We start from the raw sequence: 19,356 nt of genomic DNA, 5'->3' as shown, positions 1-19,356 counted from the left end.
CTCAGCCGCCGGGGACGATGGCCGTGATGATCGTGCCGTCGGCGCGACGGCGGCCCGACACCGGCGGCGGGGTGCCCTCGATGTCGGGGCCCTGACCCTCCAGCGGCACCACGACGGGCTCGCCGGGCTTCACGGTGATCGAGCGCTTGCGCACGAAGAACGTGGGGTCGACGAGCCGGCCCTGCGCGTCGGGCTGCTGGTCCTCGACGAACAGCTCGAGCTCCTCGCGACGCACGGTGACCCGGACCCGGGTGCCGTGGAGCGTCACGCGGTAGGTCAGCTCGTCCCACTCCTCGGGCAGGCGCGGGTCGATCGAGAAGTCGCCCTGGTGGTCGCGGAAGCCACCGAAGCCGCTGGCCAGCACGCCCCAGACGCCTCCGGTCGATGCCACGTGGACACCGTCGGTGGCGTTCTTGTGGCGGTCGGCCAGGTCGACGAAGAGGGCGCCGAGGAAGTAGCGGTAGGCCAGATCGCGGTACCCGACCTCCGCGGCGATGATCGACTGCACCACGGCGGACAGCGTGGAGTCGCCCGTCGTGATCGGGTCGTAGTACTCGAAGTTGGCGCGCTTCTGCTCCGACGTGAAGTGGTGGCCCTGCAGGTAGAGGGCCAGCACGACGTCGGCCTGCTTGATCACCTGGAACCGGTAGATGACCAGCGGGTGGTAGTTCAGCAGCAGCGGCCGCTTGTCCAGCGGTGTGTGGTCGAGGTCCCAGACCTCCCGCTCGAGGAAGTGCTGGTCCTGCGGGTGGACGCCGAGCGCCTCGTCGTAGGGGATCGCCATGTTGCGGGCGGCGCGCTCCCAGTCGGTGATCTCGTGGTCCTGGAGCGCGAGCCGGGTGAGCATGCGCTGGTAGGCGATCTCGTCGCGCTCCGCGAGCCGCTTCACGGCGAACGCCGCCGCGCCCAGGTTGAACCGCGCCATGACGTTCGTGAACATGTTGTCGTTCACGACGGTGGTGTACTCGTCCGGACCGGTGACGCCGTGGATGTGGAACGTGCCCACCTCCTCGTCGCGCCAGAAGCCCAGGTCGACCCACATCCGCGCGGTCTCGACGAGGATGTCGATGCCCTGGCGGATCATGAAGTCCTCGTCGCCCGTGGCGAGGTAGTACTGCGTCACGGCATACGCGATGTCGGCGTCGATGTGGTACTGCGCGGTGCCCGCGGCGAAGAAGGCCGAGGCCTCCTCGCCGTTGATCGTGCGCCAGGGGAAGAGCGCTCCGGACTGCGACATCTCACGCGCGCGGCGCCGGCCCGCCTCGAGCAGGCTGTGCCGGAAGCGCAGGGCGTTGCGGGCGTGGTCGGGATTCGTGTAGGTCAGGAACGGCAGGACGTAGACCTCGGTGTCCCAGAAGTAGTGACCGCTGTAGCCCGAGCCGGTGACGCCCTTCGCGGGGATGCCCGCGCCCTCCGCGCGGGCGCTGGCCTGCGCCACCTGGAAGAGGTTCCAGCGGATCGCCTGCTGGATGGCGGCGTGCCCCGGGACCTCGACGTCGGAGCGGGCCCAGAAGTCGGAGAGCCACCCGGCCTGCGCCTCGTGCAGCTGCGTGACGCCGTCCTGCGCGGCGCGCTCGAGCGTGCGGCGGCACCGATCGACGAGCTCGCGCACCGGAACGCCGCGGGACGTGTGGTAGGCGACGAGCTTGGTGAGCCGGATCGTCTCGCCCGGCTGGGCCGCGATCCGGTACGTCACCTTGGCCAGGTCGTCCTCGACCTGGACCCGGGTCGTGTAGTCCAGGGAGGTCTCGAGCTGGTGGTCGGCCGCGACGGCCAGGGTCATGCCACTGTCGGAGCACCGGAAGCCCAGGGACACCCGTCCCTGATCGGCGTCGCCCCAGCTGTGCCGCGGCTCGAGAACCCGCCGGTCGAAGCCCTCGGACTTGCGGGGGTCGTGTCCTTCACCCATGGACTTCGAACGGACGTGGTACTCGTCCTCGCCGTCCTGACGGTTGAGGATCTGCGACGAGATCGCAATGGGCGCGCTGTCGTCGAGCATCGTGACCTCGAACTCCAGCACCGCGAGGTGGCGCTGGGCGAACGACACCATGCGGGTCGCCACGACGCGCACGCGCTTGTTCGACGGGGTGCGCCACAGGATCTCGCGCCGCAGCACCCCCTCGCGGAAGTCGATGGAGCGCTCGTACTCGAGCAGGTCGGCCACGCTCAGCAGCAGCGGCTCGTCGTCGACGTAGAGCCGGATCACCTTGGCGTCGGGGGCGTTGACGATCGTCTGGCCGACTCGCGCGAACCCGTAGGCCTCCTCGGCGTGGTGGATCCTCCACGTCTCGTGGAAGCCGTTCACGAACGTGCCGTGGGTGTGGGAGTCGCGGCCCTCGGTGACGTTGCCGCGCATGCCGAGGTAGCCGTTGCCCACCGCGAAGAGCGTCTCGGTGACGCCGAGGTCGGTCTGGTCGGGCGCGGTCTCGACGAGTCGCCACGGATCGGCGGGCCAGCGCACCCGGTCGAGGAAGTCGTCCGCCATCGGGGCCTCGTGCGAGCTCATGCGATCACCGCCGAGTGGGAGCGACGGCACGGGGGCACCGGGATCACGCGCTCGCTCACAGGAGCTCCGCCAGGTCCGAGACGACCACGTCGGCACCGTTCTCGCGCAGCGTCTCGGCGCCGGCGCCGCGGTCGACGCCCACGACGAGGCCGAAGTCTCCGGCGGCGCCGGCCTGGACGCCGGACACGGCGTCCTCGAGGACGACCGACCGCTGCGTGGGCACGCCGAGGCGCTCGGCGGCCGCCGCGTACGTGTCGGGACGCGGCTTGCCGGCGATGTGCTCGGCGGCCGCGACCTCGCCGTCGATGATCACCTCGAAGCGCTCGGTGATGCCGGCGGCCTCGAGCACGGGCCGGGCGTTGCGCGAGCTGGACACGAGGGCGGCCTTGACGCCGCGCTCCTCGAGGGCGTCGAGCAGCCGGATCGAGCCGGGGTACGCCTCGACCCCCTCGGTGCGCAGCACCTCGCGGAAGTAGTCGTTCTTGCGGTTGCCGAGCGCGCAGACGGTCTCGGCCGCGGGATCGTCGGACGGGTCGCCGTACGGCAGCTCGATGCCGCGCGACTCGAGGAACGAGCGCACGCCCTCGTAGCGCGGCTTGCCGTCGACGTACGCGAAGTAGTCGGCGTCGGTGTAGGGCTCGGCGTCCGGGTGCCCCGCGAGGAAGTCGCTGAACATCCGGCCCCAGGCCGTCTCGTGGACCTCGGCGGTGGGCGTGATCACTCCGTCGAGGTCGAACAACGCGGCGTCGTAGTCGTTCCAGTCCACGCAATCAGCCTAGGGGCTGCTCGCCGGTCACACCGAACCCCGTGACCGACGGCACGCCGATCAGCCCGTCGATTCAGCGAATGGTGACCTGACGGCTGACCAGGTCGCGGCGGGCCGTGCGCTCGGCAGCGGACAGCTCGGCGGTCTGCGCCTTGGCCTCGTCGAGCACGGCGACGAAGTCCGGGACCGCGGCATCGAGCTCGGTGGCACCGACGCCGTCGAGCTCCCAGACGGGCACCAGCAGGCCGTGGGCGCGGAAGATGCCGATCAGCTTGGTGCCCTCGCCGAGCGAGTCGGTGCCGGCGGCGCGCAGGCGGGCGAAGGCGTCGAGCAGCGGGCCCTCCTCGTCGAGCATGATCCAGCGCAGGTACGCGTGGTCGCCCATCTCGGTGACGTAGGCGGAGTCGGTGGCGGTGAGGCGCGTGGTGGGCGCCACGGTGGCGTTGGCCTCCTCGAGCGCCGACGCGGCCGCGGACGAGCCGCGGTCCTCCTCGACGAGCCACCAGTCGAAGCCGTCGTGCAACTCGATCTCGAAGGAGCCGTCGGGGTCGATGAGGTCCTGCAGGCGGGCGCCCACGCCCGGGGGCGTCATGCGGATGGGCGTGCCCGGCTCGGTCTCGCGGGCCACCTCGATGACGTGGGCCAGGTCGCGGCTGATGTCGCCGTGGTTGTGCATGACCTGCAGGCCGACCCAGATCTCGCCGTCGGGACGCACGAGCCCGGCGCCGGCACCCGGCAGCAGGGAGCAGATCCGGACGGTCCCTCCGTCGCGCAGGCCCACGCGGGCCGTGGCCGACGGGACGAACTCGCGCATCGCGACCCAGTCACCCTCGGACGGGAGTCCCTCGAAGGTGCGTGCCACGAACGGCATGCGCTGCTTGGCCGGCTTGGTTCCTCGCGACTTCTTGCCCATGGCCGACACGGTATCCGTCGGCGGCGGGGGTCCGGTGCTCAGGCCAGCGTGAGCTCGGCGCGCACGCAGGTGCCCTCGCTCAGGTCGACCGACCAGTTGTCGGCGACCCGGCTGATGATCGACAGGCCGCGGCCACCGAGGGAGTCCTCGTCGAAGGGGCGCGGCACGAGGTCGGCGCCGGAGCCACGACCGAAGTCGCGCACGCTCAGCAGGAGGTGACCGTTCTCGATCGCCCAGGAGATCTCCATGGCCCCGTCGTCGTCGGGGGTGCCGTGGGCGACGGCGTTCGCGATCATCTCGCTCAGCACGATGAGGGCGTTGTCGATGGCGGCCAGATCAGTGCGGTTGCGGGTGAGGAACGCGGCGAGCTTCGTGCGGGCGATGCCCGGGGTGGAAGACTCGAAGGGCAGTCGTACCAGGTCGCGACTCTCCACCATGTGTCCTCCTCCCCCAGCCCGTCTCGGTCGACACGCGCCTGGTCATGTGGGCAGGGCGCACCGTGCGCCACGACCGCATGACTAGTAACAATTAACCATTCAACCGGCCGGGATTCAAGACCCGGGAAAGGTGCCACGTCCCATGAGTGACTCCCAGGTGCCCCACGTCACGGTCGCCGAGGTGCCCGATCCGCTGCCGCCGGACTGGGTCGTGCTGGACGTCCGCGAGCCCCACGAGTGGGCCGCCGGTCACGTCCGGTCCGCGCTGCACATCCCCTTGGGACAGCTGCCGCTGCACGTCGGCGAGCTCGATCCGCAGCGTCCCCTGCTGGTGGTGTGCCACCTCGGCCAGCGGTCGGCGCGAGCCACCGCCTGGCTGACGTCGATCGGCCACCACGCGGTGAACCTCGAGGGCGGGATGGACGCCTGGGAGGCGGCCGGGCGGCCCGTCGTGACGTGAGCACGATCACGAACTTTGCACTGTGGCTCTTGGAGTGCAAGAATGCACTCCATGGCAAAGAGTGCAAGTTCGACCCGGCGTGAGCGCACCCTCGCGGCGATCGTGCGCCAGGCCCGCCTGCTGACCGACGAACGCGGTCTGGACGGCTTCACGATGGAGGAGCTGGCCGAGGCCGCCGGCGTCTCGCGCCGGACCCTGTTCAACTACGTGCCGGGCAAGCTCGACGCCGTGCTCGGCCCGGACCAGGACCCCGACGAGGCGATCGTCGCCACGTTCCTGTCAGGCGGCCCGACCGGTGACCTCCTGGTCGACGTGAAGGAGCTCGTGCGCACCTCGCTCGAGGCCGAGGTGCCCGACCCGGCCGAGCTCGCAGCGGTCCGCCGCATCCTGCGCCGCGACCATCGACTGATGTCGGCGGTGCACGAGCGCTTCGTCGAACGCGCCCGGAAGCTCTCCGACGCGATCGAGCACCGCGAGGGCAAGGCCGTCGACCCGCTGGACCTGCGACTCATCGGCAATCTGATCCTCACCCTGTGCGACGCCGCGCTCGACGAGTCGCTCGCCGACCCGTCGCAGACGGTCGCCCACCACTTCGACCGCGCCTTCGCCGCGACGAGCGCCCTGTTCGGCACCCGTCGCGCCTGATCCTCCGCCCACCCACCCGAGAAAGACCTTCATGGCAACCCTGCTCTACCGACTCGGCAAGACCGCCTACCGGCGCTGGCCGATCTTCATCGCCGCCTGGCTCATCGCGCTCATCGGCCTCGGCGCCGTCGCCGGCTACCTGTCCAAGCCGATGTCGAACACCTTCTCGATTCCCGGCATCGAGTCCGTCGAGGCGGCCGAGCTGCAGCAGGAGCTCTTCCCCGACGCCGCACCGGTCGACGCGCCCAGCGCGACGATCGTGGTGGCCGCCCCCGACGGTGAGCAGCTGTCGGCCGAGCCCCACGCGGGCACCGTGGCGACGCTCGTGTCCGAGCTGAACGCACTCGAGGACGTCGAGGACGGCGTCGTCGGACCGGTGGAGGCGGCCGCCGGGCTCGGGGCCCAGGCCGTCGGCGGCGTCGACCAGGCGCAGGAGCAGGCCACAGCCGCCGGCCAGCCGTTCGACCGCGACGCGGCCCTGGCCCGGGCGACCGCGCAGATCGACGCGGCCACCCCGCTGTCGGAGGACGGCCGCGTCGGCACGATCGCGTTCACGTTCGACACCCCCACGGTGCTCGAGGTGACGCCCGAGATGCAGGACGAGGTCACCGAGGTCATGGACACGGCGCGCGACGCCGGCCTGACCGTCGAGGTCTCCGGCTCCGCCATGCAGTCCATGGAGCCCGCCGGCGCGTCGTCGGAGCTGATCGGCATCGGCCTGGCCCTGGTGATCCTCGCCCTCACGTTCGGCTCGCTCGTCGCCGCCGGCATGCCGATCGTCACCGCCGGCATCGGCGTCGGGATCGGCCTCACCGCGATCACCGCGATGACGGCGATCACCGAGGTCCCGTCGAGCACCACGGCGCTGGCCAGCATGCTCGGCCTGGCGGTCGGCATCGACTACGCCCTGTTCATCCTGGCCCGCTACCGCAGCGAGCTGGAGCACACCGACGACCGCCAGGAGGCGATGGGCATCGCCGTCGGCACCGCCGGTTCGGCCGTGGTGTTCGCCGGTCTGACGGTGATCATCGCCCTCGTCGCGCTCAGCGTCGTCGGGATCTCGTTCCTCACGGCCATGGGCCTGGGCGCGGCCGCGGCGGTCGCCGTCGCGGTGCTGGTCGCGCTGACGCTGCTGCCCGCCATCCTGGGCATGCTGAAGACGAAGGCCTTCTCGCTGCGCTTCCGCCGCTACACGCCGGCCCGCGACGCCAACGGCCACGTCCTGAACCACGGCGTCCGCTGGGCGCGGTTCGTCGGCAGGGCGCCGCTGGTGTGGGTGCTGCTGGTCGTCGTGGGCCTCGGCGCCCTGGCGATTCCGGTGAAGGACATGCACCTCGCGCTGCCGACCGACAGCACCGCCGCGGAGGACACCACCCAGCGCAAGGCGTCCGACCTCGTCACCGAGGCGTTCGGCCCCGGCCGGCTCTCGCCGATGCTCGTGGTCGTCGACGCGCGCGGCGTGGAGGACCCCCAGGAGCAGCAGGCCGCCTACCAGGCCGTCACGCAGTGGGCCGCCGACCAGGACGACGTCGCGAGCGCCATGATGGCGGCGGGCAACGAGCAGGGCGCGATGATCCTGCTCACCCCGTCGTCCGGGGCCGAGGACACCGCCACCGAGGAGCTGCTCCAGTCGCTGCGCGACGGTGAGCAGGCCATCGAGGCCGAGACGGGAACGTCCATCGGCGTGACCGGGATGACGGCCATCCAGACCGACGTCTCGGAGAAGCTCTCCGACGCGCTGCCCGTCTACCTGGCGATCGTCATCGGCCTGGCCTTCGTGCTGCTGGTCATGGTCTTCCGCTCGCTGCTGGTGCCGCTCACCGCGACGCTGGGCTTCCTGCTGTCGGTGATGGCCACGCTCGGCGCGACCGTCGCGATCTTCCAGGAGGGCCTGTTCGGGATCTTCCCGGGCCAGCCGATCGTGAGCTTCATCCCGATCTTCCTGATCGGCGTGGTCTTCGGCCTGGCGATGGACTACCAGGTGTTCCTGGTGACCCGGATCCGTGAGGCCCACGTGCACGGTGCCTCGTACCGTGAGGCGGTCGTCGACGGCTTCCGCAACAGCGCGCGCGTGGTCACGGCGGCGGCGCTCATCATGACCTCGGTCTTCGCCGGCTTCATCTTCATGGACGAGCCGATCGTGCAGTCGATGGGCTTCGCGCTGGCGGCCGCGGTGATCTTCGACGCGTTCGTGGTGCGGATGGTGCTGATCCCCGCGCTGATGTACCTCATGGGCGAGAAGGCCTGGTACCTGCCGCGCTGGCTGGACCGGATCCTGCCCAACGTGGACATCGAGGGCGAGAACCTGCACCGGCCCCACCTCGAGGACCACTACGCCAAGGTGAACGCCTGATCCTCGGCCTGCACGGGCTGTCCACGGTTCCTCCGTGGGCAGCCCGTCGTCGTCCGTGGTGGCTCAGCGACCCCACACGCCGGGATCCCCCGGGTAGGACGGTGCGTTCGGCGGCACGACAGGCTGCGCGGCGGCCGGCACGACGGGCGGTGCCGGCACTGCGGGAGCCGGGCCCTCGGCGGCGGGCACGTACGGCGGGGGCGGCACCACGACATAGGCAGGGGCCGCGGCGGGCGCCGAGGCGGGCAGCGGCGGACGGCGGCGCTGGAGGCCTCGACGCCGGGCGGACCACTCGACGAGGGCCCAGAAGACGAGGCACATCACCGTGGACGGGACGACCTCGTTCCACAGCCCCGCACCTTCACCGCTGGAGTCGATGACGCCCACGATGTCGAGCACCATGAGGACGATGTTGTTGGCCACGTGCAGGGCCACGGCGGCCTCGAGGCCGCCGGTGCGGATCGTGAGCACGGCCGCGATGACGCCGAAGGCGAAGACCGAGACGAGCCCCCAGAACGAGTAGAGGTGGCCGGCGGCGAACAGCAGGCTCGTGGCGACGACGGGGACCGCCGTCCAGCGGGTCCACGAGCCGATCAGCTGCATCAGCCCGCCGCGGAACACGTACTCCTCGGCCGCGGCCTGGAACGGCACGACCAGCAGGACGACCGCCAGGGCGGCCAGGGCGCGCCCACCGGGTGCCTCGACGCTGACGGTCTCGTCGCCGGCCACCGCGGCCACCAGGACCGAGAGGCCGAGCGCCGCCACGACGACGAGGAACGCCAGCGCGAGACAGCGGCCGAGCCACGACCAGCGCAGGTGTCCCTCGACCGAGTGCAGGTAGCCCACGTGGCGCCGCCACACGAGCGCGACCGCCAGCACGACGCACGGCAGCAGCACCGCGATCGTGGCGAGCTGGAAGAGCAGCAGGCCCGGATCGTCCAGGGCGATGTCGGTGTCGGTCCCGTCGAGCCACGTGTCGAACGACGTGCCGGACGCCGCGACGCCGACGACGGCCACGATGACCAGGACGACGACCAGGACGACGTAGAGGAAGCTCCCCACGACCGCAGCGACCGGCAGCTTCCAGTGCGCGAAGTCGGGGGACTCGCGCGCCAGTCGGGGATAGGACGTCGTCGAGGTGCTCACGGCCGCATCCTCACACAGACGAACGACGCCCCCGGCCCTGTGTCCACAGCTTCGGGAACCACAGGGGCGGGGGCGTCGCGACGCGAGGCGTCAGATCACTTCGCGGCGGCCTTGAGGCGCGAGCCGGCGCTGACCTTCACGCCGTAGCCGGCGGGGATGTCGATGGTCTCGCCCGTGGCGGGGTTGCGGCCCGTGCGAGCGGCGCGCTGCACGCGCTCGACCGAGAGGACACCCGGGATCGAGATCTTCTCGCCCTTGGCGACCGAGTCGATGACGAGCTCGGCGAAGGCGGTGACGAACTCGTCGACGTCCTTCTTGGTGCTGCCGGTCTTGGCGGCCAGCTCGGCCACGAGATCGTTGCGGGAAAGTGCCACGATTCTGCTCCTGAAATGGATGAAATGGGTACTGCGTCAGTCTAGGGATGACACGGGAGGGTCCGCCTGCCGGGGGCCCCCGGGCGTGTCGCGAGATTTCAGTCCCAATCGGGTGCGGGGAGCTCCGTGAGGGCCTCGATCGCGGCCAGGTAGTCGGCCCGCGGAACCTCGCGCACCCCCAGCGTCGCCAGGTGGTCGGTCTGCCACTGGGTGTCGATGAGCCAGTCCGGGAGCACCGACATCCGCTCGACCAGGCCGACCAGGGCCGCCTTCGAGGCGTCCGTGCGGTGGTGGAACATCGATTCGCCTGCGAACAGGGCTCCGATCCCGAGTCCGTACAGTCCTCCGACGAGCCGCCCCTGCTCGTCACGGGTCTCGACGCTGTGCGCGTGCCCCAGCTCGAACAGCCGGATGTAGGCCTTGCGTATCGCGGGGTTGATCCACGCGCCCGGACGGCGCGGGTCGGCGCAGGCCGCGATCACCGCCTCGAAGTCCTGGTCCACGGTGATCGTGAACGAGCGCATCGAGCGCCGCAGCGAGCGCGAGACGCGCAGGTCACCCGGCCCGAGGACGCCACGGTCCATCGGCGACCACCAGAGCAGGCGCCTGCGGTCGGGCATCGGGAAGGCCCCGTGCTTGTAGGCCGCGATGAGGGTGGACGGCTCGAGGTCGGCGCCGGACGCGATGCAGTCCTCCTCGGGCCACTCCGCCGGCTCGAACGCCCAGGGCGAGGGCGGCAGGGGCACCGGTCTCATGCGTCAAGCATGGAGGTCAGGTGGTGCTCGACGGCACCGCCCCATTCGGCCATTTCCTCGCGGGTGGCGGTCAGCAGCGCCCGATGCCACGTCACGGCCCGGTTCACGGCGTGGGTGAAGCCCGAGGCCCGCCACAGCAGCTCGAACTCGGGCGGCTCGACCTCCCACACCTCGCACCAGGCGGGCGCGACGTCCTCCCACGCCACCGCGTCCTGCGAGGTCACGACGCCGTAGGGCACCGAGAGCAGCTCGACGGCGTGGGCCCACATGCCGTCGCCGAGGTCGAAGAACGCGACGTCGTCGCCCGAGCCGTGCAGGTTCCACGGGTGCAGGTCACCGTGCTGCCACGTGGACGGGACGGTCGACGCGGCGAGCTCGGCGCAGGCGTCGACGAGCTCGGGTCGACGCGCGCGCAGCTCCTCGATCCGCCCCGGCGGGACGCGACCGTCGTGGTCGGCAGGGGACTGCTCATGGATCTCCAGCAGCCGGTCGAACCGCGCGACGACCGTCTCCGGGCCCGCGTCCGGCAGGCCGGTGGCGAGCAGCTCGTCGCGGTGGCCGGCCAGCGCACGCTGCACGCGGGCCGCCTGTGCCACCGCCCGGCACCAGTCCTTCGCGGTGGGCGTGCGCTGGTCGCCGACGGTGGGGCCGTGGTCGAGCGTGAGCAGCCAGCCCCGCTCGCCGTCCACGGCCAGCGGCTCCTGCACCGCGTCCGGCACGAGGCGGGCCATCGCCTGCTGCAGGGGCGCCTCGAACGCCATCGCCGGGCACGTGGCCTTGAACCAGACCCGCCCGGCGTCGGTGGGGACGGTGAGCTGGGTCGACCAGGGCCGGATCCGGGGCTGCTCGATCTCGCCGGTCACCGCGATCGCGTGCCCGGCGAGGGCCCCCGTGAGCCACTCCACCGCGAGGGCGCGCCACTGGGGCGTCGCCACGTGCGTCGAGAACGGCTCCTGCGCCATGGCGCCACCCTAGGGGCGGGGCGCGCTCCCGGCGAGTGAGCGGATTCGCCCAGGCTTCCTATGCTTGCCGCATGGGTATGAAGGACCGCATCGCCAAGGAGGCCGGCACCCGTGTCGTGCCCAACGTGGCCTCCGGGTACGTCCGCACGGTGCTCGACAGCGCCATCGACGGCGTCGGGCCGCTGCGGTCGGTCGCCGAGACGGCCGGGGCGAAGCTCGCGGCGCACGGCGGTGACGTCGAGAAGGCGGTCGCCGCGCTGGTCCGCTCCCACACGAGCCTCGCGGGGCTCCAGGGCTTCGTCACCAACCTGGGCGGCATCGCGCTCGCGCCGGTCAGCGTCCCCGCGAACGTCGTGGGCGTGACGATCGTGCAGTGCCACCTCGTGGCCAGCATCGCCCACCTCCGCGGCTACGACATCGAGGACCCTCGCGTCCGCAACGCCGTGCTCGCGGTGATGCTCGGCGAGGACACCGTCGCCGACATGATCAAGAAGCGCACCCTGCCGTCCTCGCCGATGGCGCTCGCGACCTCGCCGATGCACGACCCGGTCCTCGACGACCGGATCGCCAAGGAGGTCACGGGCGAGCTCGTCGGCCGCACCATCGGTCGCCGCGCGCTCATGCTCGCCGGCAAGAAGATCCCGCTGCTCGGTGGCGCCGTCGGCGCGACCGCCGACGGCTTCGGCACGTGGCAGGTCGGTCGCTACGCCCAGGACGAGCTCAAGGACCGCCGGCTCCGACGCTGATCCGGACGTGGTCTCGATACGCCGCTCGCTGCGCTCGCGAGCTACTCGACCACCGGTGCGAGCTACTCGACCACCGGTGCGCGCCACCCGACCACCGGTGCGCGCCGCTCGACCACCGGTGATCGAGTAGCAGGGCGAGGAACGAGCCGCGTATCGAGATCAGGCCAGGGCGCGGACGACCGCGGAGGGGCTCTCGCGGCCCAGCACCTGCGCCATCGCGACGCTCGCGCGGACGAGCGCCGGCAGGTCGACGCCGTGCTCGATCCCCAGGCCGTTCAGCATCCACACGAGGTCCTCGGTGGCGAGGTTGCCCGTGGCGCTCTCGGCGTAGGGGCAGCCGCCCAGGCCGCCGGCCGACGCGTCGAAGGTCGTGATGCCGCAGCGCAGCGCCGCGAGCGCGTTTGCCAGCGCCTGGCCGTAGGTGTCGTGGAAGTGCATCGCGAGCCGGTCGGGCGCCACGCCGGCCGCGGCGAACTCCGCCACGAGCCGCGCCACGTGCGCGGCCGTGCCCACGCCGATGGTGTCGCCGATCGACAGCTGGGTGGCCCCGAGGTCGAGCAGGCGCGAGCCGACGCGCACGACCTCGGCGGGATCGACCGGGCCCTCCCAGGGATCGCCGAAGCACATCGAGACGTAGGCCCGGACGTCCACGCCCGCGTCGAGGGCGCGGGCGACGACCGGCGCGAACATCGCGAACTGGTCCTCGACCGAGCTGTTGAGGTTCTTGCGCGCGAACGTCTCGGTGGCACTGGCGAAGATCGCGATGTGCCGCACCCCGGCCTCCAGCGCGCGATCGAGCCCTCGCTCGTTCGGCACGAGGACGGGCAGCGGGACCGCACCGTCCATCGGCAGCCGCGCCACGACCTCACCGGCGTCGGCGAGCTGCGGAACCCACTTCGGGTGGACGAAGCTCGTGGCCTCGACCACCGGCAGCCCCGCCGCCATCAGGTCGCGGATGAACGCGACCTTGGCGTCCACGGGGACGATGCCCGACTCGTTCTGCAGGCCGTCGCGCGGACCGACCTCGTAGATCGTGACGCGCTCGGGCAGGGCGGGATCGCGCTCGACCATCGGCAGTGCGTCCATCAGTCCTCCCGGGCCTCGACGTGAAACAGCAGGTCACCCATCCTCACCTGACGGCCCACCGTGGCGGCCACCTCGGTGACGACGCCGGCGTGCGCGGCGGTGAGGGCCAACTCCATCTTCATCGCCTCGACGGCACCGAGCCGCTGACCGGCCTCGACCTCCTGGCCCGGCTCGACCTCAACGGCGATGATGGTGCCGGGCATGGGCGCCGTGACCTCGGCGTCGCCGGCGTGGACGGCGCGCGGGCGACGCGTGCCATCGGGCCGCTCGAAGACGTGGGTCTCGCCGCGGACGGCCACCCACGCCCTCGCCCCGTCGGTCGTGGCGGGCAGGACGTGGTCGGACCAGGACGTGATCTCGTGCCGCTCGCCCTCCTCGTCGACCACGGGGAGCAGCAGCGGCGCCGCGGGGCCGGCCAGCCTCCAGCCGTCGGCGGGTCGCGGCCACAGGAGCCGGGCCGCGCAGGCCGCCGCGGCCTCGGGCACGACCGGCAGCGACAGCAGCTCCTCGGGCGCGGTGTCGAGCCAGCCGGTGTCCATCTCGGCCGCACGGAACCGCGCCGAGTCCACGACCCGGCGCAGGAACCCGACGTTCGAGCGGATGCCGAAGACCGCCGTCATGTCGAGCGCCTCGACCATCGCGTCGACGGCCTCGTCGCGGTCGTCGCCCGTCGTGACGATCTTCGCGATCATCGGGTCGAACGCGGCGCTGACGTCGGCCGCGTCGAAGTCCTCGATGACCGACTCCACGCGGGCGCCGGGCCACCACACCTCGCGGATACGGCCGGCCTGCGGCAGGAAGCCCGCGTAGGGGTCCTCGGCGTAGACGCGCACCTCGACGGCGTGACCGTGCTCGGTGACCTCGTCCTGGCGCAACGGCAGCGGCTCGCCGGCGGCGACGGCCAGCTGCCAGTGGACGAGGTCGGTGCCGGTGACCTCCTCGGTGACCGGGTGCTCCACCTGGAGCCGCGTGTTCATCTCGAGGAAGTAGGCCTCGTCGCCGTGGACGAGGTACTCCACCGTGCCCGCGTTGACGTAGCCCACCTCACGGCACAGGGCGACCGCGGCGGAGCGGATCCGCTCGCGCACCTCGGGGTCCAGACCCGGTGCCGGAGCCTCCTCCACGACCTTCTGGTGGCGGCGCTGCACCGAGCAGTCACGGTCGAGCAGGTGCACCACGTGGCCCTGGCGGTCGCCGAAGACCTGCACCTCCACGTGACGACCACCCTCGACGTAGCGCTCGATGAGCAGGGTGTCGTCGTCGAACGCGGCGCGGGCCTCACGCGCGGCGGTGGTCAGGGCGTGGCCGAGGTCCTTCGGGTCGCGCACGACGTGCATGCCCTTGCCGCCACCACCGGCGGCGGCCTTCACGAGCACGGGGTAGGCGTCGGTCGGCACGGCGCCGGGCTCGTAGCGCGGCATGACCGGAACTCCGGCCCGCTCGGCGACCTCGCGTGCCCGGTCCTTGCGGCCCATCAGCTCGATGACGTCGGCGTCCGGCCCCACGAAGACGAGCCCCGCCTCGGTGACCGCCCGCGCGAACGCGGCGTTCTCGGAGAGGAAGCCGTACCCGGGGTGGACGGCTGCGGCGCCGGCCTCGCGCGCGGCCTCGACGATCGCGGCGCCGTCGAGGTACGACGGCACCTCGACCGCGGCGTCGGCCCACGGGAGGTGAGCGGTGTCGCCGGCGACGTGCACGGCGATGCCGCGGATGCCGAGCTCGCGGCACGCCCGCAGCACGCGGGCGGCGATCTCGCCGCGGTTGGCGACCAGTACGGAGTCGAGGGTCATGTCACTCACATCCGGAAGATGCCGAAGCTCGGCGCGGGAACGGGGGCGTGGGCGGCCGCGGCCAGGCCGAGGGCCAGGACCCGTCGGGTGTCGACCGGGTCGATGATCCCGTCGTCCCACAGTCGCGCGGTGGAGTAGTACGGCGAGCCCTGGGTCTCGTACTGGTCGCGGATCGGCGCCTTGAACGCCTCCTCGGCGTCGGGCGAGCCGAAGTCGCCGCGCACGGTCGCCAGGACCGAAGCCGCCTGCTCGCCGCCCATCACCGAGATCCGGGCATTGGGCCACATCCACAGGAACCGCGGGTCGTAGGCGCGGCCGCACATGCCGTAGTTGCCGGCGCCGAACGAGCCGCCGATCACCACGGTGAACTTCGGGACGACGCTCGAGGCGACCGCCGTGACGAGCTTCGCGCCGTCCTTGGCGATGCCGCCGTTCTCGTACTCCCGGCCGACCATGAAGCCGGTGATGTTCTGCAGGAACACCAGCGGGATGCCGCGCTGGTTGGCCAGCTCGATGAAGTGCGCCCCCTTGAGGGCCGACTCGCTGAACAGGATGCCGTTGTTGGCCAGGATCGCCACGGGCCAGCCGTCGATGTGCGCGAACCCGCACACGAGGGTGTCGCCGTAGAGCGGCTTGAACTCGTGCAGGCGGGAGTCGTCGACGATGCGGCTGATCACCTCGCGGACGTCGTAGGGGGTGCGCGAGTCCACCGGGACGACGTCGTAGAGGCCGTCAGGATCCTCGCGCGGCGGCATCGGCTCGCGGCGCGCGATCGTGGGCTCCTGCGGACGCGCGAAGGTGTCGACGATCGAGCGCACCAGCTGCAGCGCGTGGTCGTCGTCGTCGGCCAGGTGGTCGACGACGCCGGAGACCTTGGCGTGGACCTCGCCGCCGCCGAGCTCCTCGGCCGTGACGACCTCGCCGGTCGCGGCCTTCACGAGGGGCGGACCACCGAGGAAGATCGTGCCCTGGTCGCGCACGATCACCGACTCGTCGCTCATCGCCGGGACGTAGGCGCCGCCCGCGGTGCACGAGCCCATCACCGCGGCCACCTGCGGGATGCCGCGCGACGACATCTGCGCCTGGTGGAAGAAGATCCGGCCGAAATGGTCGCGGTCGGGGAAGACCTCGTCCTGCATCGGCAGGAAGGCGCCCCCGGAGTCCACGAGGTAGAGGCACGGCAGGTGGTTGTCCGCCGCGATGGTCTGGGCCCGCAGGTGCTTCTTGACGGTGAGCGGGTAGTACGTGCCGCCCTTGACCGTCGCGTCGTTAGCCACGATCACGCACTCGCGCCCGGAGACGGTGCCGATGCCCGTGATGATGCCGGCGCTCGGGACGGCGAACGGGTCATCCCCGTAGAGCCCGTAGGCGGCGAGCGCGCCGATCTCGAGGAAGGGCGAGCCCGGGTCGAGCAGCCGGTCCACCCGCTCACGCGGCAGCAGCTTGCCGCGCGAGACGTGACGCTCGCGGGCCTTCTCCGACCCGCCCAGCCGGGCGGTGGCCGTGCGCTCCCTCAGCTCGGCGACGAGCTCTCTCATGTTCACGGCTCGAAGGTTAACACTCATTAACCTGCGCTGCTATGCTCCTGCCGTGAGCCGCCGCGAGCAGATCCTCGACACCGCCGCCGGACTGTTCGCCGAGCGCGGCTTCCACGGCGTCTCGGTCAACGACATCGGCGAGGCGTGCGGGATCTCCGGCCCGGCCCTCTACAAGCACTTCGCCGGCAAGGAGGACCTGCTGGCCCACTCGCTCACCTCCATCAGCGAGCGGCTCCTCTCCGAGGGTCGGCAGCGTCGCGCGGAGGCCGGCGATCCGGCCACGGCCCTCGACGCCCTCATCGCGTGGCACGTCGAGTTCGCGCTGACCCACCCGGCGCTCATCGTGATCCAGGACCGCGAGTGGTCGAACCTCCCGCCGGCCGCCCAGGCCGCCGTCCGCGAGCTGCAGCTGGCCTACATCGACGCGTGGGTCGAGACCCTGCGCGAGCTGCGCGCCGACCTCGACCGCGCGACGGCCCGTGCCGCCGTCCAGGCGGTGTTCGGGCTGATCAACTCCACCCCGCACTCGGCGCGGATCAGCGCGGACTCGATGGCGCGGCTGCTGGCGTCGATGGCGCGCGCCGCGCTGCTCGCGACCTGAACGAGATCGTGGCGACCGCCACGCCGACCATCATCACGATGCCGCCCACCCACTCCAGCGCGCTGGGCACCTCGTCCAGCGCGACCCACGCCGACAGGACCCCGACCGGCGGGACGAGCAGGATGAACGGCACGACGCTGGCCGCGGGGTACTTCGCCATCAGGCCGTTGAAGATCGTGTAGCCCACGAGCGAGGACAGCACCACGGTGTAGAGCGTGCTGATCCAGGCCTCGATCCCGAACCGGCCCAGGGCGGCCGAGATCTCGGCCGGCCCCTCCACCGTGAGCGAGACGGCGAGCGCGGGCAGCGGCACGACGAGCGCCGACCACACCACGAGCGACAGCCCCGACGACACCTTCGCGGCCCGCGCCACGACGTTGCCGATCGCCCACGAGAGCGCGGCGCCGATCGTGACGAGCAGCGGGACCAGCGGGGCGTCTTGGTGGAAGCCCCAGGCGACGATCGCCAAGCCGGCGGTGCCGATCGCGGCGCCGATGCCCTGACGACGGGACGCCCGCTCGCCGAGGACTCCGGCGGCGATCAGGATCGTGAAGATGACCTGCGCCTGCAGGACCAGCGCGGCCAGGCCTGCGGGCATGCCGATGGCCATCGCCAGGTACAGCAGCCCGAACTGACCGAAGCTCATGAAGAAGCCGACGGCGACGACGACCTGCCACGAGGCCTTGGGCCGCGCCACGAAGAACACGAGGGGGAACGCCACGAGGACGAACCGGATCGCCAGGAAAAGGAAGGGCGGCACGTCGGCGAGACCGACGTGGATGGCGACGAAGTTGCAGCCCCAGAGCACCGCCACGAGGACGGCGAGCAGGCTGTCGCGGCGGGTCACCGGGCCATGCTGTCAGGTGGGCGTCACCCGGCGCAGCGGCGCCCGCTGCCAGTCCTCGTCAAGATCACGCCACCGGCGGTCTCACATCGGCAGCGAGATCACCGGCGGCACGGGGGTGCCGGCGGCGAGGAGGTCGAGCACGTCGCGCTCGTGGGACACGAACGGCTCGGGCAGGGCCGACAGCGGGTACCACCCGGCCTCGGCGGCCTTGTCCGCCTCCAGGTGGGCCGCGTCGCCGCTCCACCGCGTCACCTCGAAGAAGACGTCGATCCGCTGCTCGACCTGCGGGCCGCCGCGCTCGAAGCGGTGGATCGCGGTCACGGGACGCAGATCGTCGGGCGCGATCGTCACGCCGGCCTCCTCGAGCGCCTCGCGCACCGCGGCCTCGTGCACGGACTCGCCGGGGTCGACGTGGCCGGCCACGACCGCCCAGTACCCGTCGCGGTACCCGGTCCCGGCGCGACGCTGCACGAAGACCTCGTCGCCGCGGCGCAGGATCACGTAGGCGGCGGCGACGAGCAGCGAGCGGGAGTCGGCGTGGTCGTCCAACGGGTAGTGCTCGGTCACGCCGCCAGTGTTCCAGACCGAACCGGGGACAGCCGTGGCTCAGGGCCGGCAGCGCTCGGCGTAGAACTCCTCCAGCGACTCGCGGACCGCATCGTCGAGCGGCAGCGTGAAGTACGCGTGATCGATGTCGGTGGTGCGCACGCGGACGCCGAAGCGCGACCCGACCTTGTCCTCGGCGACCACATGCGGATCGCAGCGACCCATGACGACGTCGAGTCGCACGCGCTGCGGCTGGTCGAGCGGCAGCTCCACGTCCACCGGCGTGGCCGGCCCGAACGCGAAGCGCAGCGTGGGTGCGAAGCCGAGCAGCACCACGTCGTTCGGCTCACGGGGAGCGAGGTCGAGGGTGGCCGACCACGTGTCGCCGCGGACCTCCGGCGGGCCGACCGTGACCGTGGTGGCGGCGTCGAACGCCTGCTCGCCGCAGTCCCCGTCGACCAGGTCGCGCAGCACGCCGTACGGGTCCTCGACGTCCACTCGCGAACGGCGATCGTCGTCGCCGGTGCGGTAGGTGAACTCCGCGACCGTCGCGAGGTCCTCGCCCTCGGGGCACGTGCCGGCGGGCGGGTCGACGTCGATGCCCGTGCCGAAGCCCGGACCGACCGACTCCGTGCCCGACCAGTCGACCGCCTCGGACCACCGGTTCGACTCCAGGCGCATTGCCGAGAGCGTGATCTCGCGGTCGGTGTCGTTGCGGATCGCGATCGCGATGTCACGGGTCAGCCGCTTGCCGCGGTACTGCATCACCTCGGCCGTGAACCCCTCCGGCGCGTCCTCCAGGTCGGGCGCGGCCGAGCACCCCGCCACCACCAGGAGGGCTGAGACCAGCGCGACACGACCCCGCATGGGCCGAGTGTAGGACCG

Annotated in this window: 19 protein-coding genes; 5 read left to right on the top strand and 14 right to left on the bottom strand. The window is 71.8% G+C overall.

The genetic code is table 11. The features are described from left to right. Window position 1: 1 nt before the first annotated feature. The 4 genes from ACY1JX_RS10480 to ACY1JX_RS10465 all read right to left on the bottom strand — a co-directional run bounded on the left by ACY1JX_RS10480 (window position 2) and on the right by ACY1JX_RS10465 (window position 4,622). A complete protein-coding gene (locus ACY1JX_RS10480) occupies window positions 2-2,506 on the bottom strand; it encodes a glycoside hydrolase family 65 protein (protein ID WP_462563947.1) in 2,505 nt (834 codons plus the stop codon). A gap of 55 nt (window positions 2,507-2,561) precedes the next feature. Then, window positions 2,562-3,272, bottom strand: a complete 711-nt coding sequence (locus ACY1JX_RS10475) for an HAD family hydrolase (RefSeq protein ID WP_286930798.1) — start codon at window positions 3,270-3,272, stop codon at window positions 2,562-2,564. A gap of 73 nt (window positions 3,273-3,345) precedes the next feature. Next, window positions 3,346-4,185, bottom strand: coding sequence for a DUF5926 family protein (locus ACY1JX_RS10470; RefSeq protein ID WP_462563946.1), 840 nt, complete (start codon window positions 4,183-4,185; stop codon window positions 3,346-3,348). A gap of 38 nt (window positions 4,186-4,223) precedes the next feature. After that, a complete protein-coding gene (locus tag ACY1JX_RS10465; protein WP_286930795.1) occupies window positions 4,224-4,622 on the bottom strand; it encodes an ATP-binding protein in 399 nt (132 codons plus the stop codon). Between the two features lie 142 nt (window positions 4,623-4,764). On the opposite strand from ACY1JX_RS10465, the gene ACY1JX_RS10460 reads away from it, so the two are divergent. The 3 genes from ACY1JX_RS10460 to ACY1JX_RS10450 are packed head-to-tail and all read left to right on the top strand — an operon-like array spanning window position 4,765 to window position 8,080. Next, entirely contained in the window at window positions 4,765-5,082 is a 318-nt protein-coding gene (locus ACY1JX_RS10460) for a rhodanese-like domain-containing protein (RefSeq protein ID WP_462563945.1), read from the top strand. Between the two features lie 51 nt (window positions 5,083-5,133). Next, complete coding sequence (locus ACY1JX_RS10455; protein WP_462563943.1) at window positions 5,134-5,727, top strand: TetR/AcrR family transcriptional regulator; 594 nt, start codon at window positions 5,134-5,136, stop codon at window positions 5,725-5,727. Window positions 5,728-5,758: 31 nt separating this feature from the next. Next, window positions 5,759-8,080, top strand: a complete 2,322-nt coding sequence (locus tag ACY1JX_RS10450) for an MMPL family transporter (RefSeq protein WP_462563942.1) — start codon at window positions 5,759-5,761, stop codon at window positions 8,078-8,080. Between the two features lie 63 nt (window positions 8,081-8,143). Here ACY1JX_RS10450 and ACY1JX_RS10445 read toward each other — a convergent pair whose 3' ends face one another. The 4 genes from ACY1JX_RS10445 to ACY1JX_RS10430 form a co-directional block, all read right to left on the bottom strand. After that, window positions 8,144-9,226: a lysostaphin resistance A-like protein gene (locus ACY1JX_RS10445; RefSeq protein ID WP_462563941.1), complete on the bottom strand. Its 1,083-nt coding sequence runs from the start codon at window positions 9,224-9,226 to the stop codon at window positions 8,144-8,146. Between the two features lie 95 nt (window positions 9,227-9,321). Further along, a complete protein-coding gene (locus ACY1JX_RS10440; protein ID WP_078699556.1) occupies window positions 9,322-9,600 on the bottom strand; it encodes an HU family DNA-binding protein in 279 nt (92 codons plus the stop codon). Window positions 9,601-9,698: 98 nt separating this feature from the next. After that, complete coding sequence (gene aat, locus ACY1JX_RS10435) at window positions 9,699-10,355, bottom strand: leucyl/phenylalanyl-tRNA--protein transferase (RefSeq protein ID WP_462563940.1); 657 nt, start codon at window positions 10,353-10,355, stop codon at window positions 9,699-9,701. Continuing rightward, window positions 10,352-11,317 carry a phosphotransferase gene (locus ACY1JX_RS10430; RefSeq protein WP_462563938.1) on the bottom strand — a complete coding sequence of 322 codons (966 nt, stop codon included), beginning with the start codon at window positions 11,315-11,317 and terminating at the stop codon, window positions 10,352-10,354. Before ACY1JX_RS10430 ends, aat begins: the two co-directional genes overlap by 4 nt. Window positions 11,318-11,388: 71 nt before the next feature. Between ACY1JX_RS10430 and ACY1JX_RS10425 the strand changes: the two genes are divergently transcribed. Next, window positions 11,389-12,063, top strand: a complete 675-nt coding sequence (locus ACY1JX_RS10425; protein ID WP_286930788.1) for an EcsC family protein — start codon at window positions 11,389-11,391, stop codon at window positions 12,061-12,063. Window positions 12,064-12,222: 159 nt separating this feature from the next. Here the strand turns inward: ACY1JX_RS10425 and ACY1JX_RS10420 are convergent, their stop codons facing one another. The 3 genes from ACY1JX_RS10420 to ACY1JX_RS10410 are packed head-to-tail and all read right to left on the bottom strand — an operon-like array spanning window position 12,223 to window position 16,477. After that, window positions 12,223-13,149: a hydroxymethylglutaryl-CoA lyase gene (locus ACY1JX_RS10420; RefSeq protein ID WP_462563936.1), complete on the bottom strand. Its 927-nt coding sequence runs from the start codon at window positions 13,147-13,149 to the stop codon at window positions 12,223-12,225. Continuing rightward, entirely contained in the window at window positions 13,149-14,939 is a 1,791-nt protein-coding gene (locus tag ACY1JX_RS10415) for an acetyl/propionyl/methylcrotonyl-CoA carboxylase subunit alpha (RefSeq protein ID WP_462563934.1), read from the bottom strand. The genes ACY1JX_RS10420 and ACY1JX_RS10415 overlap by 1 nt, the downstream gene beginning before the upstream one ends. 5 nt (window positions 14,940-14,944) lie before the next feature. Beyond that, window positions 14,945-16,477: a carboxyl transferase domain-containing protein gene (locus ACY1JX_RS10410; protein WP_462565884.1), complete on the bottom strand. Its 1,533-nt coding sequence runs from the start codon at window positions 16,475-16,477 to the stop codon at window positions 14,945-14,947. A gap of 52 nt (window positions 16,478-16,529) precedes the next feature. Here ACY1JX_RS10410 and ACY1JX_RS10405 point away from each other — a divergent pair, with 52 nt between their 5' ends. Beyond that, window positions 16,530-17,078 carry a TetR/AcrR family transcriptional regulator gene (locus ACY1JX_RS10405; protein WP_462563933.1) on the top strand — a complete coding sequence of 183 codons (549 nt, stop codon included), beginning with the start codon at window positions 16,530-16,532 and terminating at the stop codon, window positions 17,076-17,078. Here ACY1JX_RS10405 and ACY1JX_RS10400 read toward each other — a convergent pair. The 3 genes from ACY1JX_RS10400 to ACY1JX_RS10390 form a co-directional block, all read right to left on the bottom strand. Then, on the bottom strand, window positions 17,014-17,925 hold the full coding sequence (locus ACY1JX_RS10400; RefSeq protein ID WP_286930784.1) for an EamA family transporter: 912 nt from the start codon (window positions 17,923-17,925) through the stop codon (window positions 17,014-17,016). The two genes, ACY1JX_RS10405 and ACY1JX_RS10400, sit on opposite strands and share 65 nt — an antisense overlap. 81 nt (window positions 17,926-18,006) lie before the next feature. Then, the gene (locus ACY1JX_RS10395; RefSeq protein WP_462563932.1) at window positions 18,007-18,492 is read right to left on the bottom strand and encodes an NUDIX hydrolase; all 486 of its coding nucleotides are present in this window, start codon (window positions 18,490-18,492) and stop codon (window positions 18,007-18,009) included. A 39-nt stretch (window positions 18,493-18,531) separates the two neighbouring features. Next, window positions 18,532-19,338 carry a hypothetical protein gene (locus tag ACY1JX_RS10390; RefSeq protein WP_462563930.1) on the bottom strand — a complete coding sequence of 269 codons (807 nt, stop codon included), beginning with the start codon at window positions 19,336-19,338 and terminating at the stop codon, window positions 18,532-18,534. Between the last annotated feature and the right edge of the window lie 18 nt (window positions 19,339-19,356).

The organism is Aeromicrobium sp. JP4 (genome assembly GCF_054957925.1).
The sequence above is the reverse complement of the archived record's forward strand: the minus strand, read 5'-3'. Positions and strand labels throughout refer to the sequence as shown.